The organism is Acinetobacter sp. 809848 (assembly GCF_000581275.1).
Taxonomy (GTDB): Bacteria; Pseudomonadota; Gammaproteobacteria; order Pseudomonadales; family Moraxellaceae; genus Acinetobacter; species Acinetobacter pittii.
Map to the genome: position 1 here is coordinate 55,360 of NZ_JEXG01000009.1, position 25,289 is coordinate 80,648.

Here is a 25,289-nt window from a genome sequence, read left to right on the forward strand (position 1 = left end):
TGGCAAAATGTAAGAACAACATGACATTTGATGTTATTCCTCATTAAACAAATAAAAAGTAGGTTTCTATGTTGCGGCAGCAAAATCTTTATCTTCTGCTATTTTCTTTATATTGGGCCCAAGGACTGCCTGTTGGGTTTATGACCCACGCTTTACCCGTGATCTTAAGAGCAGAAGGAGTTTCACTCGCCCATATTGGTGGCTTTGGCTTATTAATGTTACCGTGGTCAATCAAGATTTTTTGGGCGCCGTGGGTCGACCGACACGCACTTTCCCATTTAGGACATTATCGTAGTTGGATTCTACCTACTCAGTTTTTGACTGTGGGTGTACTGTGTATTTTGTCTTTTTTCCCCGTTCAAGCTTTAGATCAACCTATTTATTTATTCGCATTTTTTATTTCCCTTCTTTTTATGAACTTAACTGGAGCAACACAAGACATTGCTACCGATGCTTTAGCAGTCAACTTGTTAAAACATGATCAGCAGCATTGGGGCAATACATTTCAGGTCATTGGTTCACGCTTAGGTTTTATTGTTGGGGGAGGTGCCGTACTTTGGTGCTTAGACTGGTTAACATGGCAACCCACTTTCTTGCTATTAGCAACCATAGTATTTTTAAATACTTTACCTATTTGGTTATTTAAAGAGCCTCAACATACTTCTCATGCGAGTCGCGAACTCAAACTTAATCAGCAAAATTTAGTCCTAAAAATTAAAGCTTACCTAAGATATTTCTCTCAAAATAAAGAACTCCGTTCTTGGTTGGTGGTACTGATCACTTTTAAAGTAGCAGACGGCTTAGCTGGACCATTACTTAAACCTTTAATGGTTGATATGGGGTTAAGTTTTACTCAAATTGGTGTTTACATCACGATGCTCGGTGCAGTAGCAGCACTCGCTGGGGCGGCAATAGCAGGAGGCGTGCTTAAATACTTTTCAAGACCAGCAGCATTAATTGGCTTTTCAATTTTTAAAATTATGAGTGTAGGAGCCTATGCTTATTTAGCCTATGCCTATGAACAAAAAATTCAGTTGAATGTCTGGGTTATATATACAGTCAATGCTTTAGAAGATGCATTCTCGGCAATGCTATTGGTAGCTATGTTGACTCTAGTCATGCATTACAGTCGAAAAGAATATGCGGGGACAGATTTTACCTTTCAGGTTTCAGTTATGGCGACTGTTAGCGGTCTTCTTTATAGTTTTAGCGGTGTGATTGGAGATTTACTCGGTTATTTCCATTATTTGATAGCTATTGTCATTATTGCAGTGATCAGTTTACTGCCTATTTTCCTCTGGAAACATGAGAAACTACAGGAAAAATAATGTTAACTAAATGAAATAAAGAACTTTAATATTGCTCAAGCAGTGATCTAAGCTTTATCTACTACCTTTGTCTATGTTTTTAAAAATGTATATTTTTAGCTATTTAAATGCTCAATTAATTGTGCCATCTTGTGTGGGTAGCAAATGGAAGCTAAATGGAGAAAAAATGGATTTGGATAACAAGAAAAATCATGTGAATCAATCAAAATGGGCAGAAAAATGTTCAATTAGATTGGTTATTAGCCTAAAGTCTAAAAAAGAATAATGAAATAACGATTTAATCATTCTATAAGATAAGAGAGTTGTGTAGGATTCGTTACAACATGAAGTTAAGGTAAAAATCTGTAAATCAAAGTATGTTTTTTATGTCTTTGTTTATCGGTTTTAGTCTTGCACAACGTTGAAATTGGTTTTGGTTGCGGTAATAAAATTAATGTAACCAATGTGGAGGAGAGTTGATTTTTTAGCCCCTAGTTTAATGGCGTAAATCAACTTGGCATGGATAGGCAACATAAAATATATTTTTAGGAGTTTTTGATGGATCTATTCCTTAATCGTAAATCTTTCGTTATTAAAAGTTTAGCTCTTACAGTTACAGCTTTAATGATGAGTGGGGCACATGCTGCGACTTCCGACAAAGCGGAAATTCAACAGCTTCGTAAAGAAGTTGAAGCGTTAAAAGCTTTAATTCAAGAACAACGTCAAGTTCAGCAACAACAACAGCAAGTACAGCAACAACAGCAAGTACAGTTAGCTGAAGTTAAGGCACAACCTCAAGCTGCTGCACCAGCTTCTCCATTAGCATCATTAAAATCTAAAACTGGTGCTGATGTGAATCTATATGGTTTTGTTCGTGGCGATGCTAACTATATTATCGAAGGTGCGGATGGTGACTTCGCTGATGTAAGTAAGTCTAATGGTGAAGCAAAAGATAAATTGCGTGCTACTGCTAAAACGACTCGTCTAGGTTTAGATTTTACTGCTCCTGTAAGCAATGCCAAAGTTGGTGGTAAAATTGAGTTGGACTTTGCAAGTGGTGACAATAACAAATCTGAAAATGTACGTATTCGTCATGCTTACTTAACTTATAACAACTGGTTGTTTGGTCAAACTACATCTAACTTCTTGGCGAGCCACGCACCAGAAATGATCGACTTTTCGACGAACATTGGTGGTGGTACAACGCGTATTCCACAAGTACGTTATAACTATAAATTAGCTCCTGCGACTCAATTATTTGTTTCAGCTGAGGAAGGTAATAGTTCAGCAACAGGTGACTCAGTTAAATATAGATTACCTGTATTAACAGCTAAAATTACTCAAGGTTATGCTGGTGGTAATGGTAATGCTTCTGCTCGAGCTTTTGTTGAAAACTACAAATCAGGAAAGGGCGATGACCAGACTGGGTGGGGCGTTGCTGCAGGTACTGACTTTAAAGTAGCAGATCCTTTAAAACTCTTTGCTGATGCTTCTTATGTTGTAGGTAACAGTAACTACTTATATGGTAGTAATTCTGCTTATACTTTAGTTAATGATAATATTGAGCAAAATGAATTTGTAGCTGTACAAGTGGGTGGAACTTATAAGATTTTACCTAACCTACGTGCTACTTTAGCATACGGTGCTCAATTCGCTGATGATGGCACAGACTATGCTAAAGCATATACTGCGGGTAATGAAAAAGTTCAGCAAGCATGGCTCAACGTCATTTATACACCAGTTAAACCAATTGACTTAGGTATTGAATATGTTAATGGTAAACGCGAAACCTTTGCTGGTGATGATTACAAAGACAACCGTGTTGGTTTAATGGCTAAATACAGTTTCTAAAAACAATATTTAGTTAAAAGCTCAAAAGACGAGGTTAAATCTAACCTCGTCTTTTTTTATATAAATTAAAAGAATTAGCATGCTTTAAAGCTTCTGAATTAGATCATTTTTTATTTAAGTCATTTTTAAGTTTCAATTTCTACATTAGAGCATCATAAAAAGATTGTAGTCACCCAAGATGCTGAATTTTTTTTCTACTTTAAAACATAAGCAGATTTCGCTGTTTATGTTTAATTTGATTATAGCCATTTGGTTAGGGGCAATTCTAAATATTGGTTTTTATCACCAAGTGCACCTTTTAACTCCATATTTTGGAATAAAGGCTATTCTATTTTTAGCTGCTACAGTAGTTATTGTGGTTGCTGCTTATTATGCGCTTTTACAGATTTTAAACTGGAAATGGACCGCTAAAATTTTTGCAATTTTACTCATCGTGATTGGTGGTTTTAGCTCTTATTTCGTCAATACCTTAGGTGTAATTATCTCACCTGATCAGATTCAAAATATGATACAAACTGATGTCTCTGAAGTTTCTGATTTAATTTCATTACGTTTCGGGCTTTGGACAGTTTTCTTTGTTGTTTTGCCTATTATTCTAATTACTCAGGTAAAGCTTAAACAAGAAAAAGTATCTTACTTATTAATGAAAAAGCTTGGTTCGATTGTAGCCTCATGTGCAATCGTGGGTATTTTACTATTTGTTTATTATGTTGATTTTGCATCTATTTTTCGTGAGCATCGTGATTTGAAAGGTATGATCTCACCACAAAATAGCATTTCTTCCTTAATGTCTTATTACCATAAAATGGCGCCTAAGAAGAACTTGCCACTTATACATTATGGAGAAGATGCTCATCAAGTTCAGCAAGTACAAAGCAACTTGCCTAAATTAATGGTTCTCGTTGTTGGTGAGACTGCCCGTGCAGAAAGTTTTGCATTAAATGGTTATTCGAAAAATACGAATCCAGAACTTTCTAAACAAGATATTTTGAATTTTTCCCAAGTCAGCTCATGCGGTACAGCAACTGCTGTGTCGGTTCCATGTATGTTCTCTGGAATGCCTCGTGTTGACTACAATGAACAACTAGCAAGTCACCGTGAAGGTCTATTGGACATTGCTAAACGTGCGGGTTACCAAGTAACTTGGATTGATAATAACTCTGGCTGTAAGGGCACTTGTGATCGTGTTGAACAGTACAAAATACCAGAAAAGTTAAAGCAAAAATGGTGTAAAGATGGCGAATGCTATGACGATATTTTAATTGATAGCTTAAATGAGTATTTAGCGACTATTCCTAAAGAAGACACTCGTCCGCGACTCATTGTTTTACACCAAGTCGGAAGTCATGGTCCAGCCTACTACAAGCGTGCACCTGCCCAATATCAACCGTTTAAACCGACTTGTGATACTAATGCGATACAGGGTTGTTCTCAAACAGAGTTATTAAATAGTTATGATGACACAATTGTATACACAGACCATGTGTTAAGTCAGATCATTAATAACCTAAAAGAATTATCGAAATATCAAACAGGTTTATGGTATTTATCTGATCATGGTGAATCAACGGGTGAACATGGTTTATATTTACATGGTTCACCATATGCAATTGCACCGACCCAACAAACGCATGTACCAATGATAATGTGGTTTTCTGATAGCTGGAAACAACACAACCTTGCACAAGTGAGTTGTTTAGGCCAACAAACTAAAGAAAAGTTAAGTCAGGATAATTTATTCCCAAGCTTACTGAGTTTGTTAGGTGTAAAAACTCAGGTCATCAACCCTCAACTGGATATGCTGCACTCTTGTGCCCATGTGAATTAAAGCGAGCCTAGAACATGACAAAAATCTTGATGATTGAAGATGATTTTATGATTGCAGAGTCAACAATAACGTTGCTGCAATATCATCAATTTGAAGTGGAGTGGGTCAATAATGGCTTAGACGGTCTGGCTCAGTTGGCTAAAAATAAATTCGATTTAATTCTTTTGGACTTAGGGCTACCTATGATGGATGGCATGCAGGTCTTAAAGCAAATTCGCCAAAGAGCAGCAACTCCCGTCTTAATTATTTCAGCGCGAGATCAGTTACAAAACCGTGTTGATGGCTTAAATCATGGTGCAGATGATTACTTGATCAAACCATACGAGTTTGATGAGTTACTTGCCCGTATTCATGCGCTATTACGCCGTAGTGGCGTAGAGGCTCAGCTTGCGAATCATGAGCAACTATTACAAAGTGGTGATCTGGTTTTAAATGTTGAGCAACATATTGCAACGTTTAAAGGACAGCGTATTGATTTGTCTAATCGTGAATGGGCAATTCTGATTCCTTTAATGAGTCACCCAAATAAAATCTTTTCTAAAGCAAATCTTGAAGATAAGTTATATGATTTCGATAGTGATGTGACCAGTAATACGATTGAAGTATATGTACATCACCTGAGAGCTAAACTCGGGAAAGACTTTATCCGAACGATTCGAGGATTGGGTTACCGTTTAGGGCAATCGTAACTTAATTTTGGAACTTCATAACAGTGCATTATTCATTAAAAAAACGACTGATTTGGGGCACCTCAATTTTCAGTGTCATCTTAGGTTGTATATTAATTTTTAGTGCGTATAAAGTTGCACTGCAAGAAGTTGATGAAATTTTAGATACGCAAATGCGTTATTTAGCTGAACGAACAGCTGAATATCCATTGAAAACGGTAAGCAGTGAGTTTGATTTTCATAAAACTTATCATGAAGAAGATCTATTTGTAGATATTTGGGCTTATAAAGATCAAGCCCATTTATCACACCATCTCCATTTATTGGTTCCACCTGTTGCACAAGCTGGCTTTTACTCACATAAAACCAGTAACGGCTTAATCCGTACCTATGTTTTACCGTTAAAGGATTACCAGATTCAGATTAGCCAGCAAGAAAAGGTTCGTGAGGCTTTTGCTTGGGAACTTGCAGGTAGCATGTTCATTCCATATTTGATTATCTTACCATTTGCGATTTTTGCTTTAGCTGCAATTATTCGTCGTGGGCTAAAGCCGATTGATGACTTTAAAAATGAACTGACCCATCGTGACTCAGAAGAGCTGACGCCTATTGAAGTTGTAGATTATCCTCAAGAATTGTTACCCACAATTGATGAAATGAATCGACTTTTCGAGCGCATTTCTAAGGCACAAAACGAGCAGAAACAGTTCATTGCAGATGCAGCCCATGAACTTCGAACCCCTGTGACTGCTTTAAATTTACAAACTAAAATTTTAATTAGTCAATTTCCTGAGCAGGAATCGCTGCAAAATTTGAGTAAAGGATTAGCGCGTATTCAGCACTTGGTGACACAGCTTTTAGCGCTGGCTAAGCAGGATGTATCTTTAAGTGTGATTGAACCGACGAGAGCTTTTCAGCTTAATGATGTCGCTTTAAATTGTGTTGAACAGCTTGTTAATCTGGCTATGCAAAAAGAAATCGACTTGGGCTTTGTTCGTAACGAGCCAATTGAAATGCATAGTGTTGAGCCAACTGTTCATTCAATTATTTTTAACTTAATTGATAATGCCATCAAATATACCCCTCATGAGGGGATGATTAATATTTCTGTTTTCACTGCTACAGATGGCGATGCGTGTATACAAATTGAAGATAGCGGCGCGGGGATCGACCCAGAACATTATGATAAAGTTCTAAAGCGTTTTTATCGTGTACATCATCATCTTGAAGTGGGGAGTGGTTTAGGTCTATCCATTGTTGACCGAGCAACTCAACGTTTAGGTGGGACTTTGACACTAGACAGAAGTTTAGAGCTTGGTGGACTTTCGGTTTTGGTTAAACTTCCAAAGATTTTACATGTTCACGAAACAAGAACTTGAGTTAGACAAGTTCTTGTTTGACTCGTTTTTCAAACTCAAAGCGGTGAATACAAACGGCATAAAATAAGATATTTACCGCCCAAATGACCCAACCTGTCCATAAATTATGACTTAGGAAATGTGCTCCACGCATCATTTGTGCACATCCCATCATAAAGCCTAATAAAATGCCTGAAATGAGATAAAAATAGGCACGTTTGGGTTGTTCAAGACGATAAACAAAATAACCTGTCATTAAAATAAAGCCAGCGCTTGCATGTCCACCCGGAAAGCAATGCCCATGTTTCGCAGTAAAGTCCCAAATATAGCCACCTAAGCTGTTAGGATGAATCATATTCCAAGGGCAGGCATGAGCAGATTGTGATTTTAAGAGACCAACCAGTGCGCTGCCAACCATGCTCACGAAAAACATATAACCATATTGCCAGCGATAAAGCTTTAATTTCTCAACTTTAAATGACGCAAGCCATAGACCGAAAAAAATGACATAAATGCCAGTAATGATCTGCTTTACAATCTCATGATTAAGTCTTTCCAGATACCAATTGTCTCGATTGAAAAAATGACCTGTTGAATCAATCCAAGGTTGGATGAGGTACATATCAATTTTCCCACCCACTGGAAAAACGATTAAAAGCAGAAAAAAACTGAAAAACAGAAGAATAATATTAATCTGGAAAAATTGTTTTTGTTGATTCATGCCATGCAACATCAATTAGATTGTGGGTAAAGGCATTACATAAAATAAAACTTAAATTGCTCTTAAACTATACTGAAGAAAGAAGTTCAATTTTCCTTAAAAATAAAAAAGCGACGAGAAGTATCGTCGCCCTGAGCACTTTAGAAAGTATTAAAACATACCCTCTTCAGAGTTTGCTGAAATTTTATGAATAGACAAATCTGCACCACGAAACTCGTCTTCTTGAGATAAACGAATGCCAATGGTCGCTTTAAGCAAGCCGTAAACAATAAAGCCACCCGCAAGAGCAATGGCTATCGCGAGCGCTGTCCCGATGAGCTGTGAGATGAATGATACGCCGCCTAAACCACCCAGCCATTGTTGACCAAATAGGCCTACTGCAATACCACCAAATGCGCCGCATACGCCGTGTAAAGGCCATACACCTAACACATCGTCAACTTTAAGTTTGTTTTGAGTATAGGTGAATAGATACACAAACATAGCCCCAGCTGCACCACCAATAACAAGTGCACTGATTGGATGAACAATGTCAGAGCCGGCACAGATTGCGACTAAACCTGCAAGTGGACCGTTGTGTAAGAAGCCTGGGTCATTTTTCCCAATCGCATTTGCTGTAATTGTACCCCCAACCATTGCCATAAGTGAGTTAATGGCAACTAAGCCAGAAATTGCATCAACACGCTGAGCACTCATGACGTTAAAGCCAAACCAGCCGACAATTAAAATCCATGAGCCAAGTGCCAAAAATGGAATAGACGATGGCGGGTGAGCACTTACACGACCATCTTTCTTATAACGACCAGAACGTGCACCCAATAAAATGACAGCAGCAAGTGCAATCCAACCGCCCATGGCATGCACCACGACTGAACCCGCAAAGTCGTGAAAAGCTGCGCCAAAGGTTGTTTCTAACCACTTTTGCAGACCGTAGTTACCATTCCAGACCATACCTTCGAAAAATGGATATACCAGCGCAACTAAAGCGAGTGTGGCAATTGCTTGTGAACGCATTTTTGCGCGTTCAGCAATACCACCAGAAATAATGGCAGGAATTGCCGCAGCAAAAGTGAGTAAAAAGAAGCAACGCATAAGGTTATAGCCATGATCACTTGATAAAACCGTACCATCATGGAAGAAGTGCTGGCCATAAGAGATGTAGTAGCCAACAAAGAAATATGCGATTGCAGAAAGGGCAAAGTCAGTCAGAATTTTACTAAGTGCGTTCACCTGATTTTTATGGCGAACCGTACCAAGTTCCAAGAATGCAAAACCTGCGTGCATGGCAAGAACCAAAACAGCACCAAGTAATAAGAAAAATAGATCTACATTTTGCATAGCATGCTCGAAAAAAGTGCTAAATTCCATTTTGGAACAAATCTGGGTCTGTAAATTGCACCAAAATAGATTTAAGGAATCTAAAAACCTAAGTTTGTCGAAACAAACTCAATTGCATAAAAGTGAATATGCAATAAGCGCACCAATTTGGATTAAGTAAGTAGTTTTTGGCGATAAATGGTGCGTTGATTTGGTTAAAGAGGGGCGGTTTTGGCGCTTTTTACGTTACAAGTCATCTAATACGCTTATAAATTGACCTGAAAGAGTTCGTTCTCAAAGTTTAAAAAGACTCGCTCATATTCAATTAATGATCTGACCAAACCGATTGTGCGACTTCAATAAAAGCTTTTGCAGCGGGACTCATGTGCTTTTTATTTTTGACTGCGAGACCAATAGAACGTTTAAGGTTCGGTTTAAAAGGGCGTTTAACTACATTTGGATAGAGTGAGAGTAACTCTTTGGTGAGCACCATATCAGAGACAATCGAAATCCCTAACTGGTTATGGACCATGCTGACGATACTTAGAATTTGTGAAACATAAAACTTGATGTCTGGTTTCACATCAAAGTTTTTTAAAATTAATTCGACCTGATGTCGACTACCCGCCATTGTCATAATAAAAGGGCAATTTTCTAGCTGTACTGGATCAATATAGAGTTGTTGGGCGAGCGAGTAACTATTCGGAATTAGGGCAACAAAACGATCTTCAATTAAAGGGAATGTATCGAATCGCTCATCTGGCATAATCAAGAAACCAACTTCTATACGCCGTTCCAATAGCCACTGGGCAACTTCTTTATCTTCGCCTTCATCGATATAAATTTCGATTTTGGGGTAACGCTGTCGAAAGCTTTCTAAAATTTCAGGTAATAGATAAATGGATGATGAAGCTCCAAAAGACCCTATACGTAATGTTCCTTCATTTAAACCGTGGATGGCCGCCACTTCTTTTTCTAATGTATCGGAAATACTCAATAACTCTTTTACATGAGTAAGAAGCTGCTGACCTGTCGTGGTGAGTTCAATATCACTTTGGGTTCTTGAAATTAGGTTAATGCCCCATTGTTGTTCTAATGATTTAAGTGCATGGGAAACTGCCGACTGTGAAATGCCCAACTTTTCTGCTGTAGCAGTAAAGCTTTTTAGTTCAGCAATGAGTGCAAAAATTTCAAGCTGGGTAAATGTCATGTCGTATTTGTTATGAGTAAAAACTCATTTTATCATGAGTTTTCATTATCTTTAATATATGAGTAAGCCATGCTAGTTGCCAAACCAGCAAGTTCCAACAAAACTCGAGTAAAGAAATGAATAGTATTGTTTTATCTCTTTTTCCTTTAGTTGCATTAATTGCATCGGGATACTTATTTAAAAAATATCGTTTTTTTAGCGATGAGTTTTGGGCTGGGGCAGAGAAGCTAAATTACTATATTTTATTTCCAGCTTTGCTTTTTAGTACGCTATCGACCACAAAAATTGACTTACAAAGCTTAAGTACAGCCATTATTGCGATGGTGATTGTGGTTTTAGCTGTGACTATCTTTTTATACATACTCCGAATGTTTTGGCACATACCGCCTGCACGTTTTGGTGTGCATGTACAAAGTATGGTTCGCTTTAATACCTATATTGGTTTGGCTTTAGTCACTTCGCTTTTTAAAAGTGAAGGAATGGCAATACTGGCAATTTTATTGGCGCTTTGCATTCCACTTGTGAACATTATTTCGGTACTTGCATTAACTTCTAAAGAACACATGGCAATTAAACCTATTTTAATTGCACTTCTTAAAAATCCTTTAATTGCATCGTGTGTAGTAGGGGCAGCAGTCAATGCACTTCACATCCCGATTTGGGAAGGCTTTAGTCAGTTTATTAAGCTTTTTTCAGTGTCGAGTTTGCCATTAGGTTTGTTATGTGTTGGTGCAGCTTTACAGTTTATGCAAATTAAAAAAGATATTGTCGTGTTGGCGGCAGACACTTTTGCACGACTTTTAGCAGTGCCTGCTTTGGCTTACGCGGTCTGCATGTGGTTTGGTTTGCCAAGTTTGCAAACACAAATTTTAGTTATTTTCTTTGCACTACCGACTGCTTCCGCTTCCTACATTTTAACCAAAGTTTTGGGTGGCGATAGTCAGCTCATGGCAGCCGTGATTAGCTTTCAAACTCTATGTGCCGCAGTAACCTTGCCATTAGTGATTTGGTGGATTTCTTAAGATATAAATTTTAGATAAGTCGTATTTAAAGAATGCTTTGCTACCTTCCTCATCTGATTATTGCTACACTTTTTTCTTTTTCAGGTGGATGAGTATGTCCTTTGATCTCAAAGTGAGCTTGCAGCAAAGGTCTGAACCGTCTGTACAGCAGAAAAAACTGAATCGCCTGATTGATAAAATAGAGCAGCAAAAAGTTAGCCTGAGCACTTGGCAAAATGCGCAAGCCGAGATTCAACAGCACATTCGGCAAAAACTGATGCCTGTGTATGGAAATTTGCATGAGGTCTTATTTCAGCAGCTAGAGCAACTTTGGAATATATTGCATGGCCATGAGTTTTCCAAAGCAGAGATGCAACAACTCGATGAAAAAATTGCTCAGCTAGCACAAATGTTGAAGCGCTCCAAAATGCTGTCTGCTGAACAGTTAGAGCTGGTGAAGCAGATCGATACCTTTTATCAGCAACATACTCAAGAGTTAGTAAAAAAGAATAAAAAAGCTCATCCAATCAAATCTGAATACGATGAAAGTGCTGAGCAAATTGCAGAGTTAGAAGAAGACTTTGAACACTATGCTGCCGAGCAACAACAAGCACGAGAACAAGCCAAGCAGCAAAGACAGCAACAGAAACGTGAACAAGCTGAGCAAATGGCAGCGCAGTCACTTAAAACAGTCTATTTAAAAATTGCCGCGATGATTCACCCAGATCGTGAGCAAGATGAAACAAAGAAAGAAGAAAAAACTGAGCTGTTCCAACAGGCAAGTCAGGCCTACGAAAAGCAGGATTTGTTTTATTTACTCAAACTCCAGTTACAGCTTGAACAGAATAAAGGGCTAGGTGCTAAGGAACTATCTGCCGAGCAATTGAGGTTTTATAAACTTGCTTTAGATGCACAAAGTCAGCAGCTCGAAAGCCAAATTACTGAGATTTTGGATTCTTTTCAATTAGCCAAGAATGTGAAAGCGGAGCATGTGCATATTAGTGATGTTTATAAAGCTGTCGATGCTGATTGCACTGAGTTAAAACAACAGTTGAAGTGGGAAAAAGGGCGTTTAAAGCATATGAAAAAAGTGAGTGGAGTTGAGATGTTGTTGGGATATGGGTTGCTTTGATTTGTAGAAGCGCTTTTCCCCTTGTACAGCAGTGTTGCTCATCTCCTAGAAGGAGTTGGATAGGGAGAGGGGATTTAAAATAAGAGAAAAAATGAAACTAGACTTACAATTATTAGAGTCCTCTAAAACCTTGCAAAGCAATATAATGAATTTAGAAAACCTCATGCGCCAACTATTTCGTGATAAGCATTCTATGAATTTTAAATATTGATCTCATTAGATTTAAAATTAAGTTATTGATAAAACATACCTAATTTAAATTAAAAGGTAACAAGGAGCGATTTAATATAGTATTATATGTGGTATTAATTTTTTTTGAAAATTTATATGATATGTTGCTTAGATCTGAAACTTTGTTTACAGGATTAAATGAAAGTCTAATAAAATAACAATAATTTTCATAATTGCTGGTTGGTGTTGGAATTAACATGGGATCTAAAAATTTAACTCTACCTTTAAGAGTTTGAATTGTAGGTGGGTAATGTATGTATTTTTCAAAATTATTTATAAGTTCGGCTTTGTTTCTATAAAGTTCTAAACTAGCTAGGACAATATTGTTAACAGCTAAAATAGTTAAATTATTATTTTTGAAATATTGATTAAAAATAATTGGATCAATTACAGGTATACTATTTATAGTTAGGCCTGTAAATATTCGATTACTATTTACTATAAAAGGTATGATTTTTAAGTTACTTATTTCTCCTTTATATTTTAGTAATTCAGAGAAATTTTTAATATTTTTTGTTATAAAGTTTTTTCTTTCTATTGCTTGAAAAGAACCTTTTCTTAAACTCTCATATATATTCCAATTAGATACAGGGCTGTCTGCACTAACTAAACATTTAGCCTCTCCTATGAAAATATGATTTCCAATTCTAAAGAGGATATCTATTTCATATTTTTCTTCATTAAATGTTATATATTTTGAAATTGGCTCATATACATAATAATCATTATATAACAACTCATTCTCTTTCAAAATTTCTCTTATTTCATTTCTGAAAGATATTTCAAATTTTTGACCTTTTTCATCTAATTTTTCATCAGCTTCTTGGATCCATCCTTCTAAACATCTAGAATAATTTGGATGTAATAATGATGCAAGACAAAGAATAATTTTTCCATTTTCCAATTTTATTATAGGCATTCTCCATAAATCTGCTTTAATTTTTCTTTTTGGATTAAATGAAATAAATTTTATAATTTCACTTGAAAAATCTGTATTATTTATAAAATCAAGCTGATTAATTAATTTGAAAAGATCTATTTCAGGGCATAGTTTATTGAAGTCGAAATAATTTTGATAACGAATCTGCTCTAGAATATAATACGATAAACTTGATAGTTGAATAAATACATTAAAGATATCTAAAAAGCTGAAATTTAAACTTGTAGATTTTTTCTCTAGAAAATCATTTTTTAATGAAAAGTATGAGGAATAAGATGTTAGAATAGAGGTTTTTAGTCTTTGAGGAAGATCATAAAATTTTTTATAACTAAATTTTTCTAGATCATAACAAATAAATAATTTATTATTGATCAGGGCTTCAATTTCATTATATGAGTGAATAGAATCATTGAAGTTAATTTGTAAGTCACGAATGTGAGAGCATTTATATATAATATTTAATTCTGTATTTTCTGATATAAAAGTATTATTTTCTTTTGTGAAAAAATCTAGTTGTTCAAACAAAATTCCATTCCAATAATAATTATAAATATCGTATAATTGTGATAATTTGAATTCACTTGATATATAATCTATAATTTCATGTTTTGAAATGCTTTCATCAATTTCATTTTTTTTATCATTAAAATGATGGATGCAGTTTAATAATATACTATCTACACAGGCATGTGCTAATTCATCAAGAGTTATATCTGCACCAAAAGGGTTTTTTGTTACTTTCTTTGTTTGCACGTCAATTAATGATGTTGATATATTTGTACTCTCTAAAAAGTGTAATTTTTTAAATTCTAAATTCGATAGTGATATAAAGGCTTTTAAAAAATTATCCCTTGATAAACAGACTTTATGACTAGAAATGTGATCTAAATCATTTCTAATTTTATTAAGTTGATTAAAAAAATAAATACCTGCTGAGTAAATTTTTTTATCCAAATTATCTGTTTTTTTTTCAGCTTCCCACACCTGTAAATTAAAATCTTTCTGCGTAGGGCCTTTGATTTTATTTTTTCTTACTAGATTAGCGAAATTACCCATTTAAAAAAATTCCAAGTAATGCTCCCTTGAAAATCAAGGGAGCAAATATTAAATTAAAGCGCAGCAATTTGCTCCATATTCGCTTTAACTTTCTCTAACTGAGCAGCAAACTCAGCAAGCTTCGCTTTTTCACCTTCAACAACTGCCGCTGGTGCTTTAGAGACAAAGCCTTCATTTGCAAGTTTACCCGCAATTTGGTCGTGTTGCTTTTGGATTTTATCCAAGTCTTTTTGCAATCGAGCAAGCTCAGCTTTAGGGTCGATTAAACCTTTCATTGGTACAAATACCGATGCATGACCTACAACACTTGAAGAAGAAAGCGGTGGTTCTTGGTCTTTACCTAAGAACTCAATACTTTCGACTTTAGCCAATGCTTTGAACAATGCTTCAATACGAGTAATTTGTTCACGTTCAGCATCAGAAATGTTTTGAAGTAATACTGGTAATAAACGCGCATTACCTAAGCCCATTTCACCGCGAATGTTACGTACTGCGCCAATCAAGCCTTGAAGCCATTGCATATCTGCTTCAGCTTGTTCATTGATTTTTGCTTGCTCAGGAATCGGGTATTGAGCAGTCATAATCGTTGGGCCACCTTGACCAAGCATTGGTGCAAGAGTCTGCCAGATTTCTTCTGTCAAATACGGCATTAACGGATGAGCCAAGCGTAAAGAAGCTTCCATGACTGCAAGTAATACACGGCGTACTTCAGCTTTACGCTCTTCAGAAACTTCTGCATCGTTCAGAACCGGTTTAGTTAACTCAACATACCAGTCACAGTATTCATTCCAGATAAAGTCGTAAATTGCTTGAGCAGCAAGGTCTAAACGGTAAGTTGCGAACGCTTGATGTACAGCAGCTTCAGCTTTTTGCAGACGGCTGATAATCCATTGTTCTGGAAGTTCCCATAGATCAGGGCGAGCTTGTTGACCAACAGTTTGACCTTCAACATTCATGAGAACGAAACGAGTCGCGTTCCAGATTTTGTTACAGAAGTTACGGTAGCCTTCAACACGTTTTAAGTCGAACTTGATGTCACGACCAGTGTTTGCAAGCGCACAGAACGTGAAACGAACTGCGTCAGTACCGTAAGCATTAATGCCTTCTGGGAACTCTTTACGCGTTGATTTTTCAATCTTCGCAGCATCTTTCGGGTTCATTAAGCCAGTCGTACGTTTTGCAACTAAGCTTTCTAAATCAATACCGTCAATCAAGTCTAATGGGTCAAGTACGTTACCTTTAGACTTCGACATTTTTTGACCTTCACCATCACGTACCAAGCCGTGAACGTAAACAGTCTTGAATGGTACTTGAGATGAACCATCTTCATTTTTCATGAAGTGTAGGGTCATCATGATCATGCGGGCAACCCAGAAGAAAATGATGTCAAAACCAGTCACCAACACATCTGTTGGGTGGAAAGTTTTTAAGAAATCATTTGCTGCGTCTTTTTGTGCGTCGCCAGTCCAACCTAAAGTTGAGAATGTCCAAAGTGCAGATGAGAACCATGTATCAAGAACGTCTTCGTCTTGTTTAAGTTCAACGTCAGCCGCGATGTTGTTTTTCGCACGTACTTCTTCTTCGTTACGACCTACATAGATATTGCCATTTGCATCGTACCAAGCTGGAATACGGTGACCCCACCAAAGCTGACGTGAAATACACCAATCTTGAATGTCACGCATCCACGCCATGTACATGTTGCTGTACTGTTCTGGAACAAACTTAATGCGACCATCTTGAACTGCTTCAATTGCAGGTTCAGCAAGCGGAGCAATTTTTACGTACCATTGGTCAGTCAGTAACGGCTCAATGATTACGCCTGAACGGTCGCCACGTGGAGCTTTTAAGTCATACGGTTGGATTTGGTCTAACCAACCTTCAGCTTCAGCTTCAGCAACTAATTTTTTACGTGCTTCAAAACGCTCTAAACCAGCATATTCCGCAGGTGCAGTAATAGTTTTAGAAATCTGTTCGCCAGCTTTTGCAATATATTCAAACTCGCCTAAAACTTCGGCGTTTTTGTTGAAGATATTAATGATTGGCAAGCTATTGCGTTTACCTAGGTCATAGTCATTGAAGTCGTGAGCAGGGGTAATTTTTACACAGCCAGTACCGAAGTCTTTTTCAACGTAGTCGTCAGCAACGATCGGAATTAAACGACCAGTAATTGGCAATACAATGTTTTTACCAACGAGGTGTGCATAACGCTCATCTTCAGGATGAACAGCAACCGCAGTATCACCGAGTAAAGTTTCAGGACGAGTTGTTGCAACCACTAAATAGTCTTTGCCGTCTTGAGTTTTAACTGATTTGTCTTCAAAGAAATATTTAAAATGCCAAAGTGAGCCTTTTTCTTCTTTGCTTTCTACTTCAAGGTCAGAAAGAGCTGTTTGAAGTTTAGGGTCCCAGTTTACTAGGCGCTTACCACGGTAAATTAAACCGTCTTCGTGCAAACGAACGAATACTTCTTTAACTGCGTTTGATAAACCTTCGTCCATCGTGAAGCGTTCACGTGACCAGTCTACAGAAGAACCCAAGCGACGGATTTGTTTAGTGATCGTGCCGCCAGATTGTTCTTTCCATTCCCAAACTTTTTCGATGAACTTTTCACGGCCTAAGTCGTGACGAGTTACGCCTTGTAAGCCAAGTTGACGCTCAACAACCATTTGAGTTGCAATACCAGCATGGTCTGTGCCTGGTTGCCACAACGTGTTTTTACCCATCATGCGGTTGTAACGGGTGAGGGCATCCATAATGGCATTGTTAAAACCATGGCCCATGTGCAAACTACCAGTGACGTTTGGTGGCGGAATCATGATACAGAATGATTCACCGTGACCAGAAGGTTTGAAGTAACCTTGTTCTTCCCACGTTTTGTACCACTTCTTTTCGATCTCGGTTGGATCGTATGTGGTTGCAATATTTTGAGCGGTTTGAGCGTCAGTCATAGTAGCTTAGATCGAATATGCATAAAAAATTGCATCTATTGTAGCAAAAAAATGCCTCGAAATTAATGTGCTGAAAACAGATAAACGGTTTTGTATTTTTTTCAAAAAACGGTAGATTTATGAAAGATGGATCACAATTTAATCGTCTGGTGACACGGCACAAAAATTACAAAAGAATTGAAAAAGGATGCTGCTGATGAGTTATGAAGTTTTTTTGAAAATTTCCGATTCGACTTATACCCAATTCGAGGCCATTCGGCAAAAACTACATGATGGAGTAAGCCAAAGTCAGGCAAAAGTTTTGGGGGATGTATTGTCTGACCTTTCTTGTGAAATTATTGAGCAGGTTTTTTCTGTGCTTTTACAGTCAGGAAATGCAAGCATGTCTCCAAAACAACAAGCTGAGTCTGAAAAAGTTATTCAGCAAGTTTTAGAGACTTTTCGAAAATACATGCCTTGGTCAGTTTCATTCTTTGGAAATGAACGTCTTTTACCTTTAGTTGACTACATGACATCTCTCATGAAAGAGCAAGGGCAGCAAGTTTATATTACCTATCCGGTCACACTTCAACTCGTACAACAAGCCGAAACCCTTACCCAGCAAATTCGTGACGGTAATATGCAAAGCATTACGGCTGCATTTGAAACGCTCATACAAATTGTGGATTTAGGCGTAACAAGCCTAGTACGTGAACCTAAAAAGCGTTTAAAATTTAATTTGGTTGTCGATAAAACTCTTAACGGAGTCATCAACATGACGACGCATTTGGGCTATAAACGTTTGGAAAAGTTAGGGACACAGGTCGATCAGACCACAGCAACTCATTATATCAACCACTTTTTGGCCTTCATGCATCAAGCAGCATAATTTAAAAAGATAATAGGAACATCACATGGCCAAACTTGATACTTTGCAAAATAAAGTGGTATGGATTACGGGCGCATCTTCTGGTTTGGGTAAGGCCTTAGCAGGAGAGCTCGCTTTACAAGGCGCAAAGCTGATTTTGACCTCGCGTCGTTTTGAAGAATTAGAAGAGGTTCGGGTTGGTTTATTAAATCCCGACCATCATTTGTCTGTGGTCGCAGATATTACTGATGAAAAGCAGGTTCAAGAGGCTTATAAGCAGATTTTAAAGGCGAAAGGTCGTATTGATTGGCTCATCAATAATGCAGGTTTGAGTCAACGTGCTTTAATTCAAGACACGACCATGGCAACCGAACGCGCCATCATGGAAGTCGATTATTTCTCACAAGTTGCACTCACCAAAACCGTCCTACCAACTATGCTAAAACAGAAGTCTGGCAGAGTTGTATTTGTGTCGAGTGTAGCGGGTTTATTAGGTACACAGTACCGTGCAAGCTACTCGGCTGCTAAAGCGGCAATTCACATGTGGGCAAATAGTTTACGTGCTGAGGTTTCAGATCAAGGTGTTGAAGTTTCAGTTATTTTCCCTGGTTTCGTAAAAACTAATGTTTCTTTTAATGCACTCAATGGCGCAGGGCAACCTCAAGGCCATCAAGATGAAGCAATTGAAAATGGTTTAGAGGCAGATGTTTTTGCAGAGCAAGCTGTAAAAGCTTTAGTACAGGGGCAAGAATATATTGTTGTGGGTGGGGCCAAAGAAAAACTAGGGGTGATGGTTTCTCGGATGTCACCAAAACTTCTTTATAAAATGATTCGGAAAACAAAAGTAAAATAAAAAAGTGATTTCGCCGTGCTAAATTGGTGAAAAACCCGCATAGAAGGTTCACCATGGATCAGGATTATCACCGTATTTTAGAAGTCGTCACGCGTTTTCAATTGGTCTTTGACCAGAAAAATTGGGATGCTTTTGATGAGTTGTTGGCAGATCAACTTGAGGTGGACTATTTCCAATTTAGAGGAGAGCCTTTATGTGTCGTGTCTTGTCATGAATATAAAGGTTCTCGGCAACAAGCTTTATCCCATTTACGACTACAGCACAATTTGAGCAATCCTTTAATTCGGATTGAACAAGATCAAGCATGGCTAGAATGTAATTATCAAATTTATCGTTTTTCAGAAAATGATTATTTTCATTCTTTTGGTCGTTATTATTTTACTTTGGCAAAACAACAAGACCAATGGAAAATTACCCGAATTTGCCAACACTTAACTAAAAATATTGGCAACCCGCGCATTCATTTTTCTGAGGTTGGGCAGTATTAATCTTTAACTGCTGTTCCATAAGCAAAAACTTCGACCATTCCGCCTTGCATACCAAGTTCGGTTGTACTCAACCGAACTCCCATAATATGAGTAGCACCGACACTTTGAGCTTGTTGTTTTAAACGTACAATTGCCTCTCGGCGAGCACGCTCAACAATACTTTCATAACTGGTCAGTCTTCCGCCCAAAACATTTTTTATAGATGCCAATACATATTTAAAGTAATCATGAGAAATCACAACATTACTGCTAATAAAGTGGCCTAGCTGATCGCTTGTTGTAAAGCGATTGGTATCAATTCTGATATGGGCAAATTGTTGCTCTTTTTCTAGAAGTTCATTCAAATGTTTTCGTTCAATATGGCGGCCAAAAGCCCAACCAATGCTGAAAAGAATGAGAAAAATAACAAGCTGAAAAATAAGATTGTCCATTTTCTACCTATGCATTAAATGGATCAGGTAGATGAGGTGCTTGAGGCTGCACAACCACTGCTGTGCCATACACAAATAACTCAGAAGCACCTTGTGCAATATTGGAAGTTGAAAAGCGAATACCCACAATTGCATTCGCACCAAGTTGTTGGGCTTTTACAATCATACGCTGCATGGCTTCTTGGCGAGATTCTTCTAATAATTCGGTATAACCCGTCAGTTCGCCACCCACGATATTTTTTAAACTTGCCATCAAGTCACGGCCAACATGCTTACTACGAACGGTACTTCCGTAAACAACATCCAGCTGCTTTACAATCTGGTGGCCTGGAACACTTTCTAAATTACTTAATAACATTGTTTTTTATCAATCTAAATTCTTAAGGTTTCAAGATAAAAAATATTCAGATGAGTTGCAATAAAAAAGCCCACCGAAGTGAGCTTTTGTGAATAAGTTATTTAAAACTTATTGCTTTTTAAGTTCAGCACTAGATGGTTGATTAACCACTGTATCTGAGGTATTTGCTTTTAAACCACCACCTAGAGTTTTGTATAACTCGATTTGGTTGTTTAAGTTTGCTTGTTGAAGCAATAACAAACCTTGTTCTGCTGAATAAGATGAACGCTGTGCATCAAGAACTGTTAAGTAACTATCAATACCAGCACGGAAGCGGGCATTTGAAAGTGTGTAGTTACGGTTAGTTGCTTCTACTAGACGTTGTTGAGCTGTTAAACGCTCACCAATGTTGGCACGAGTTGCAAGCGCGTCATTAACTTCGCGGAACGCAGACTGAACTGATTTTTCATAATCAGACAATGCAATTTTCTGATCAGTTTCAGAAATTTTTACATTAGCACGACGAGTGCCCCAGTCAAAGATTGGTAAGTCTAAGCTTGGTCCAATTGACCATACAAAACCACCTGACTTAAATAGATCACTTAAGTCAGTTGATGCATAACCTGCAGAACCCGTTAAGCTAATGGTTGGGAATAAACGTGCTTTTGCAGCACCGATATTCGCACCGGCAGCGCTTAAGTTATATTCAGCAGCTTTTACATCTGGACGGTTGTTAAGCAAGTCGCTTGGTAAACCCGCTGTAAATACATTTTGTTGAGTAATGCGTTTTACAGGTTGGGTTGGTAACAAGTTTTGTGGAACTGATTGGCCAACTAACAAGTTCAACAAGTTTTGCGCTTGAGCGATTTGTGTTTTGTAGTTTGCTACATCATTACGCGCAGTTTCTACAGAAATCTGTGCCTGACGTAGTGGAACTTCACTGTCGATGCCCACATCAAAACGTTTTTTGTTGAGATTGTAAGAATCTTGCTGTGCTTTAAGTGTTTGCTCTGCAAGTCTTAAGTTGGCAGTTGCGAAAGAATAGTTCAACCATGCTTGAGCCACTTGACTGATTAGACTGATTTGAGTCGAATCACGTGCGCTTTGCGTTGAAAGATAACTATCTAACGCAGCATCTTTTAAGCTACGTACGCGGCCCCAAAAATCAAGCTCATAGGCAGTTACACCCAGACCTACTTGATAAGTAGAGTAGGGGTTATTCGGATCACGGCTTTGAGAAACCTGACGAATTGCACTACCACTTGCTCCGATTGTTGGAAGCTGATTGTTCTGTGTAATTCGATATTGCTGTTGAGCACGTTCGATATTGAGCGTTGCTGTACGTAAGTCGCGGTTGTTGGCAAGTGCCAAATCAATCACTCCGAGCAAACGAGGATCGCTAAAGAACTGTTTGTAACCCTGTTCAGCAATAGACGTACCAGAAGCGCTATATGCATAGCTTTGTGGAATATCGGTTTTCACGACTGGTTCTGGGCCGCGCATGCTTTGACAAGCTGCCAAAGCAAGCGCAAGTGCAGATACCGCAATGCTACGACCTGAAATAGACCATACGTTTTGCATCACGATTTATGCTCCTGAGTGTTTATGGTTTTTGGTTTGTACTTAAAGATACTACGAATCCACACATAGAATACAGGGATAAAGAAGATACCTAAGAACGTTGCACTGAGTACGCCACCGAGTACACCGTAACCAACAGAGTGCTGACTTCCTGCACCTGCACCTGTTGAAAGGGCAAGCGGAAGTACACCGAAACCGAAGGCAAGGGTAGTCATGATGATTGGACGTAAACGCATTTTTGCAGCATGTAAAGTTGCTTCAATCAGGTCTTCACCTTTTTCCTGCAGCTCTTTTGCGAACTCAACAATTAAGATCGCATTTTTTGCAGAAAGACCGATTACCGCGATCATCGCCACCTGGAAGTAAATGTTATTTGAGAGATTTGGATCTCCTTTAATAATCATACCCAAGTAAGTTAATACGATTGCACCAATAATACCGAGTGGTACCACAAGTAAAACCGAGAACGGAATAGACCAGCTTTCATACAATGCAGCCAAGCAAAGGAAAACGATTAACAATGAAAGCGCATATAAGAATGGAGCTTGAGCACCAGACTCACGTTCTTCAAGTGATAAACCTGTCCATTCATAGTCGAAACCTTGTAAGCCCATAGATGGTAACTTATCAATAATTTCTTCCATCGCTTTCATCGAGTCACCAGAGCTCACGCCAGGTGCAGGTGTACCTTGAATGTTAACCGATGATACGCCGTTATAACGTTCAAGACGTGGAGAACCATATGTCCATTCGCCAGTAGCAAATGCAGAGAACGGTACCATTTCGCCTTTGTTATTACGTACATACCACTTGTTTAAGTCTTCAGGCATCATACGGCTACCCGCATCACCTTGAACATAAACTTTTTTCACACGGCCACGGTCAACGAAGTCGTTAATGTATGAGCCACCCCATGCAATACGCATCGTATTGTTAATTTCGGCAATACTCACACCCATGGCACCAGCTTGAGCTTGGTCTACATTAATTTGATACTGAGGTGTATCTTCTTGACCATTAGGGCGAACACCCACAAGACGTTTATCTTGTGCAGCCAAACCTAAGATCGTATTACGTGCGGCAATAAGTTTCTCATGGCCTTGACCACTTGAATCTTTAAGTTGCAAGTTGAATCCGGCTGTTACACCGAGTTCAGGCATTGCTGGAAGCTGTAAAGGCATGATGTAAGATGCGTCTTTAACGATCATGTTCAATGCCATACCACGCTGAATCAATGCGCCAATTTGAGTTTCTGGTGAAGTACGTTCACTCCAGTCTTTCAATTTAACGAAGCCGATACCAGCATTTTGACCAACACCTGTGAATGAGAAGCCCGAAACGGTGAAAATCGATTCCACTGTATCTTTTTCATTCATAAAGAAGTTTGTCATGGTGTCAATCACTTTACCTGTACGGTCAAGCGTTGCATTTGGCGGTAATTGAACAAGTGTCATTACCACACCCTGATCTTCTTCCGGTAAGAATGAAGATGGGAGTTTTTGGAACAAGAACACTAATAAAGCAATAACTACAGCGTAAAGCACGCCAGAGAAGATTTTGCCCTTAAGCATGCGGTTAACACCATTTTGGTAGCTATGCGACATGCGGTCAAAACCATTGTTAAAGCCTCTAAAGAAACGAGCAAAAATATTATTACTTGGTGCTTTGTTTGGATCATGCTGTTTTAAAATGGTTGCACAAAGTGCCGGTGTAAATGTTAACGCTACAATTAACGATAGAACCATTGCTGTTACAAGGGTAATCGAGAACTGACGGTAAATTACACCAGTTGTACCACCAAAGAATGCCATTGGTACGAATACCGCTGTTAATACGCTTGTGATACCAATTAACGCACCAGAAATCTGTTGCATTGATCGTGACGTCGCCGTGACTGGATCGGTATGCTCTTCACTCATAACACGTTCGACGTTTTCGACGACAACGATGGCGTCATCGACCAGAAGACCAATTGCCAATACCATGGCGAACATGGTTAAGGTGTTAATTGAGAAGCCAAAGATATTAATAACAGCGAATGTACCTAACACAACAACAGGTACAGCAAGTGTTGGAATAATCGTTGCGCGCCAGTTCTGTAAGAACAAGAACATCACAATGAATACTAAAACTACCGCTTCAATTAATGTGTGTACAACACTTTCAATTGAAAGACGAATAAATGGAGTCGTGTCATAAGCTAGTTTATCTGCAAGACCTGTTGGATAGTTCTTACGTAATTCAGATAAACGATGTTCAACAGCTTCTGCGGTATCAAGTGCGTTGGCACCAGTTGCAATTTTAATTGCAAGACCACCAGCAGGTTTACCGTTAAACTTCGAGTCAAACTGATAGTTATCAGAACCTAACTCTACACGCGCAACATCTTTTAAACGAACCTCAGCACCAGATGCTGTGTTCTTTAAGAAGATATTTTTAAACTGTTCAGGTGTTTGCAGCAAACTTTGTGCATTCACTGTTGCATTAAGCACTTGACCTTGTACAGCTGGTGCACCACCTAATTGACCTACTGCTACTTGTGAGTTTTGCGCTTGTAAAGCTGTCGCAATATCACTAGGAGTTAGTTGATAACTGGTTAACTTAGCTGGATCAAGCCAAATACGCATTGCGTATGAACCACCAAAGACCTGTACCTCACCCACACCAGCAACACGGCTAAGTGGTTCTTTAATTGATGAGTTTACGTAGTCTTTAATGTCCGAGTCAGAAAGGCTGTTATCTGGTGAGTAGAATGCAATAACTTGCAAGAAGCTTGCACCAGATTTAGTTACTGTTACACCTTGACGCTGTACATCTTCAGGTAAAAGCGCAGTTGCAGATTGCAATTTGTTTTGAACCTGAACCTGTGCAATATCTGGATCAATACCTTGTTCAAAGTTTAATTGAATAGAGGCCTGACCGTTACCAGCACTGTTAGATGAAATGTAGCGTAAACCATCTAGACCATTCATTTGTTGTTCAATGATCTGGGTTACAGTGTTTTCAACAGTCTCAGCAGATGCACCAGGATAAGTTGCAGCAATTGTAACTGTCGGTGGTGCAATCGTCGGATACTGTGCAATAGGCATTTTTGTTAGCGTGAGAATACCTGCCAACATAATGACTAATGCAATCACCCACGCAAAAATGGGGCGATGAATAAAAAATTGTGCCATTCAAT

General features: G+C 38.3%; 20 protein-coding genes. 11 read left to right on the forward strand and 9 right to left on the reverse strand.

Annotation, left to right across the window (positions count from 1 at the left end):
* Positions 1-68 precede the first annotated feature (68 nt).
* The 6 genes from J536_RS11350 (at position 69) to J536_RS11375 (ending at position 7,033) form a co-directional block, all read left to right on the forward strand.
* Positions 69-1,328, forward strand: coding sequence for an MFS transporter (locus tag J536_RS11350; RefSeq protein ID WP_032062943.1), 1,260 nt, complete (start codon positions 69-71; stop codon positions 1,326-1,328).
* Positions 1,329-1,401: 73 nt separating this feature from the next.
* The gene (locus J536_RS11355) at positions 1,402-1,593 is read left to right on the forward strand and encodes a hypothetical protein (RefSeq protein WP_014207513.1); all 192 of its coding nucleotides are present in this window, start codon (positions 1,402-1,404) and stop codon (positions 1,591-1,593) included.
* 272 nt (positions 1,594-1,865) lie between these two features.
* Positions 1,866-3,158, forward strand: a complete 1,293-nt coding sequence (locus J536_RS11360) for a DcaP family trimeric outer membrane transporter (protein ID WP_002116353.1) — start codon at positions 1,866-1,868, stop codon at positions 3,156-3,158.
* Positions 3,159-3,336: 178 nt separating this feature from the next.
* On the forward strand, positions 3,337-4,986 hold the full coding sequence (locus tag J536_RS11365; RefSeq protein ID WP_032062944.1) for a phosphoethanolamine transferase: 1,650 nt from the start codon (positions 3,337-3,339) through the stop codon (positions 4,984-4,986).
* A gap of 14 nt (positions 4,987-5,000) precedes the next feature.
* Positions 5,001-5,675: a DNA-binding response regulator PmrA gene (locus tag J536_RS11370; protein ID WP_002116411.1), complete on the forward strand. Its 675-nt coding sequence runs from the start codon at positions 5,001-5,003 to the stop codon at positions 5,673-5,675.
* Between the two features lie 23 nt (positions 5,676-5,698).
* Positions 5,699-7,033 carry a two-component system sensor histidine kinase PmrB gene (locus tag J536_RS11375; RefSeq protein WP_002116013.1) on the forward strand — a complete coding sequence of 445 codons (1,335 nt, stop codon included), beginning with the start codon at positions 5,699-5,701 and terminating at the stop codon, positions 7,031-7,033.
* A gap of 1 nt (position 7,034) precedes the next feature.
* On the opposite strand, the gene J536_RS11380 is transcribed toward J536_RS11375, so the two are convergent.
* The 3 genes from J536_RS11380 to J536_RS11390 all read right to left on the reverse strand — a co-directional run bounded on the left by J536_RS11380 (position 7,035) and on the right by J536_RS11390 (position 10,260).
* Entirely contained in the window at positions 7,035-7,745 is a 711-nt protein-coding gene (locus tag J536_RS11380; protein ID WP_081404119.1) for a phosphatase PAP2 family protein, read from the reverse strand.
* Positions 7,746-7,883: 138 nt separating this feature from the next.
* Positions 7,884-9,071, reverse strand: a complete 1,188-nt coding sequence (locus tag J536_RS11385) for an ammonium transporter (RefSeq protein ID WP_016143347.1) — start codon at positions 9,069-9,071, stop codon at positions 7,884-7,886.
* Between the two features lie 304 nt (positions 9,072-9,375).
* On the reverse strand, positions 9,376-10,260 hold the full coding sequence (locus J536_RS11390; protein ID WP_005064480.1) for a LysR family transcriptional regulator: 885 nt from the start codon (positions 10,258-10,260) through the stop codon (positions 9,376-9,378).
* A gap of 116 nt (positions 10,261-10,376) precedes the next feature.
* On the opposite strand from J536_RS11390, the gene J536_RS11395 reads away from it, so the two are divergent.
* Together J536_RS11395 and J536_RS11400 are read left to right on the forward strand one after the other, a co-directional pair.
* The gene (locus J536_RS11395; protein ID WP_032056641.1) at positions 10,377-11,282 is read left to right on the forward strand and encodes an AEC family transporter; all 906 of its coding nucleotides are present in this window, start codon (positions 10,377-10,379) and stop codon (positions 11,280-11,282) included.
* A gap of 94 nt (positions 11,283-11,376) precedes the next feature.
* Positions 11,377-12,393, forward strand: a complete 1,017-nt coding sequence (locus J536_RS11400; RefSeq protein WP_032062947.1) for a molecular chaperone DnaJ — start codon at positions 11,377-11,379, stop codon at positions 12,391-12,393.
* A 250-nt stretch (positions 12,394-12,643) separates the two neighbouring features.
* Here J536_RS11400 and J536_RS11405 read toward each other — a convergent pair whose 3' ends face one another.
* Positions 12,644-14,620 (reverse strand): hypothetical protein, encoded by a 1,977-nt coding sequence (locus tag J536_RS11405; RefSeq protein WP_032062948.1) that lies wholly within the window; start codon positions 14,618-14,620, stop codon positions 12,644-12,646.
* Positions 14,621-14,673: 53 nt separating this feature from the next.
* Entirely contained in the window at positions 14,674-17,571 is a 2,898-nt protein-coding gene (locus tag J536_RS11410) for a valine--tRNA ligase (protein ID WP_032062949.1), read from the reverse strand.
* A gap of 196 nt (positions 17,572-17,767) precedes the next feature.
* Between J536_RS11410 and J536_RS11415 the strand changes: the two genes are divergently transcribed.
* The 3 genes from J536_RS11415 to J536_RS11425 are packed head-to-tail and all read left to right on the forward strand — an operon-like array spanning position 17,768 to position 19,759.
* A complete protein-coding gene (locus tag J536_RS11415; protein WP_002116504.1) occupies positions 17,768-18,439 on the forward strand; it encodes a hypothetical protein in 672 nt (223 codons plus the stop codon).
* A 25-nt stretch (positions 18,440-18,464) separates the two neighbouring features.
* Positions 18,465-19,271 (forward strand): SDR family NAD(P)-dependent oxidoreductase, encoded by an 807-nt coding sequence (locus tag J536_RS11420; RefSeq protein ID WP_032056637.1) that lies wholly within the window; start codon positions 18,465-18,467, stop codon positions 19,269-19,271.
* A gap of 53 nt (positions 19,272-19,324) precedes the next feature.
* Positions 19,325-19,759 carry a nuclear transport factor 2 family protein gene (locus tag J536_RS11425; RefSeq protein WP_002116099.1) on the forward strand — a complete coding sequence of 145 codons (435 nt, stop codon included), beginning with the start codon at positions 19,325-19,327 and terminating at the stop codon, positions 19,757-19,759.
* Here the strand turns inward: J536_RS11425 and J536_RS11430 are convergent.
* The 4 genes from J536_RS11430 to adeJ form a co-directional block, all read right to left on the reverse strand.
* Positions 19,756-20,190 (reverse strand): YbjQ family protein, encoded by a 435-nt coding sequence (locus J536_RS11430; RefSeq protein ID WP_032056636.1) that lies wholly within the window; start codon positions 20,188-20,190, stop codon positions 19,756-19,758. The genes J536_RS11425 and J536_RS11430 overlap by 4 nt on opposite strands.
* A gap of 7 nt (positions 20,191-20,197) precedes the next feature.
* Positions 20,198-20,548: a YbjQ family protein gene (locus J536_RS11435; protein WP_002116377.1), complete on the reverse strand. Its 351-nt coding sequence runs from the start codon at positions 20,546-20,548 to the stop codon at positions 20,198-20,200.
* Between the two features lie 108 nt (positions 20,549-20,656).
* Positions 20,657-22,108, reverse strand: coding sequence for a multidrug efflux RND transporter outer membrane channel subunit AdeK (gene adeK / locus J536_RS11440; RefSeq protein ID WP_032056635.1), 1,452 nt, complete (start codon positions 22,106-22,108; stop codon positions 20,657-20,659).
* Positions 22,108-25,284: a multidrug efflux RND transporter permease subunit AdeJ gene (gene adeJ / locus J536_RS11445; RefSeq protein WP_032037323.1), complete on the reverse strand. Its 3,177-nt coding sequence runs from the start codon at positions 25,282-25,284 to the stop codon at positions 22,108-22,110. The genes adeK and adeJ overlap by 1 nt, the downstream gene beginning before the upstream one ends.
* Positions 25,285-25,289: the final 5 nt, after the last annotated feature.

Bases quoted from the DNA above. Each gene is read 5' to 3' on its own strand.
- J536_RS11350 (WP_032062943.1), top strand. From the start codon at position 69: ATGTTGCGGCAGCAAAATCTTTATCTTCTGCTATTTTCTTTATATTGG.
- J536_RS11355 (WP_014207513.1), top strand. From the start codon at position 1,402: ATGTTTTTAAAAATGTATATTTTTAGCTATTTAAATGCTCAATTAATT.
- J536_RS11360 (WP_002116353.1), top strand. From the start codon at position 1,866: ATGGATCTATTCCTTAATCGTAAATCTTTCGTTATTAAAAGTTTAGCT.
- J536_RS11365 (WP_032062944.1), top strand. From the start codon at position 3,337: ATGCTGAATTTTTTTTCTACTTTAAAACATAAGCAGATTTCGCTGTTT.
- J536_RS11370 (WP_002116411.1), top strand. From the start codon at position 5,001: ATGACAAAAATCTTGATGATTGAAGATGATTTTATGATTGCAGAGTCA.
- J536_RS11380 (WP_081404119.1), bottom strand. From the start codon at position 7,745: ATGTTGCATGGCATGAATCAACAAAAACAATTTTTCCAGATTAATATT.
- J536_RS11385 (WP_016143347.1), bottom strand. From the start codon at position 9,071: ATGCAAAATGTAGATCTATTTTTCTTATTACTTGGTGCTGTTTTGGTT.
- J536_RS11390 (WP_005064480.1), bottom strand. From the start codon at position 10,260: ATGACATTTACCCAGCTTGAAATTTTTGCACTCATTGCTGAACTAAAA.
- J536_RS11395 (WP_032056641.1), top strand. From the start codon at position 10,377: ATGAATAGTATTGTTTTATCTCTTTTTCCTTTAGTTGCATTAATTGCA.
- J536_RS11400 (WP_032062947.1), top strand. From the start codon at position 11,377: ATGTCCTTTGATCTCAAAGTGAGCTTGCAGCAAAGGTCTGAACCGTCT.
- J536_RS11405 (WP_032062948.1), bottom strand. From the start codon at position 14,620: ATGGGTAATTTCGCTAATCTAGTAAGAAAAAATAAAATCAAAGGCCCT.
- J536_RS11410 (WP_032062949.1), bottom strand. From the start codon at position 17,571: ATGACTGACGCTCAAACCGCTCAAAATATTGCAACCACATACGATCCA.
- J536_RS11415 (WP_002116504.1), top strand. From the start codon at position 17,768: ATGAGTTATGAAGTTTTTTTGAAAATTTCCGATTCGACTTATACCCAA.
- J536_RS11420 (WP_032056637.1), top strand. From the start codon at position 18,465: ATGGCCAAACTTGATACTTTGCAAAATAAAGTGGTATGGATTACGGGC.
- J536_RS11425 (WP_002116099.1), top strand. From the start codon at position 19,325: ATGGATCAGGATTATCACCGTATTTTAGAAGTCGTCACGCGTTTTCAA.
- J536_RS11430 (WP_032056636.1), bottom strand. From the start codon at position 20,190: ATGGACAATCTTATTTTTCAGCTTGTTATTTTTCTCATTCTTTTCAGC.
- J536_RS11435 (WP_002116377.1), bottom strand. From the start codon at position 20,548: ATGTTATTAAGTAATTTAGAAAGTGTTCCAGGCCACCAGATTGTAAAG.
- adeK (WP_032056635.1), bottom strand. From the start codon at position 22,108: ATGCAAAACGTATGGTCTATTTCAGGTCGTAGCATTGCGGTATCTGCA.
- adeJ (WP_032037323.1), bottom strand. From the start codon at position 25,284: ATGGCACAATTTTTTATTCATCGCCCCATTTTTGCGTGGGTGATTGCA.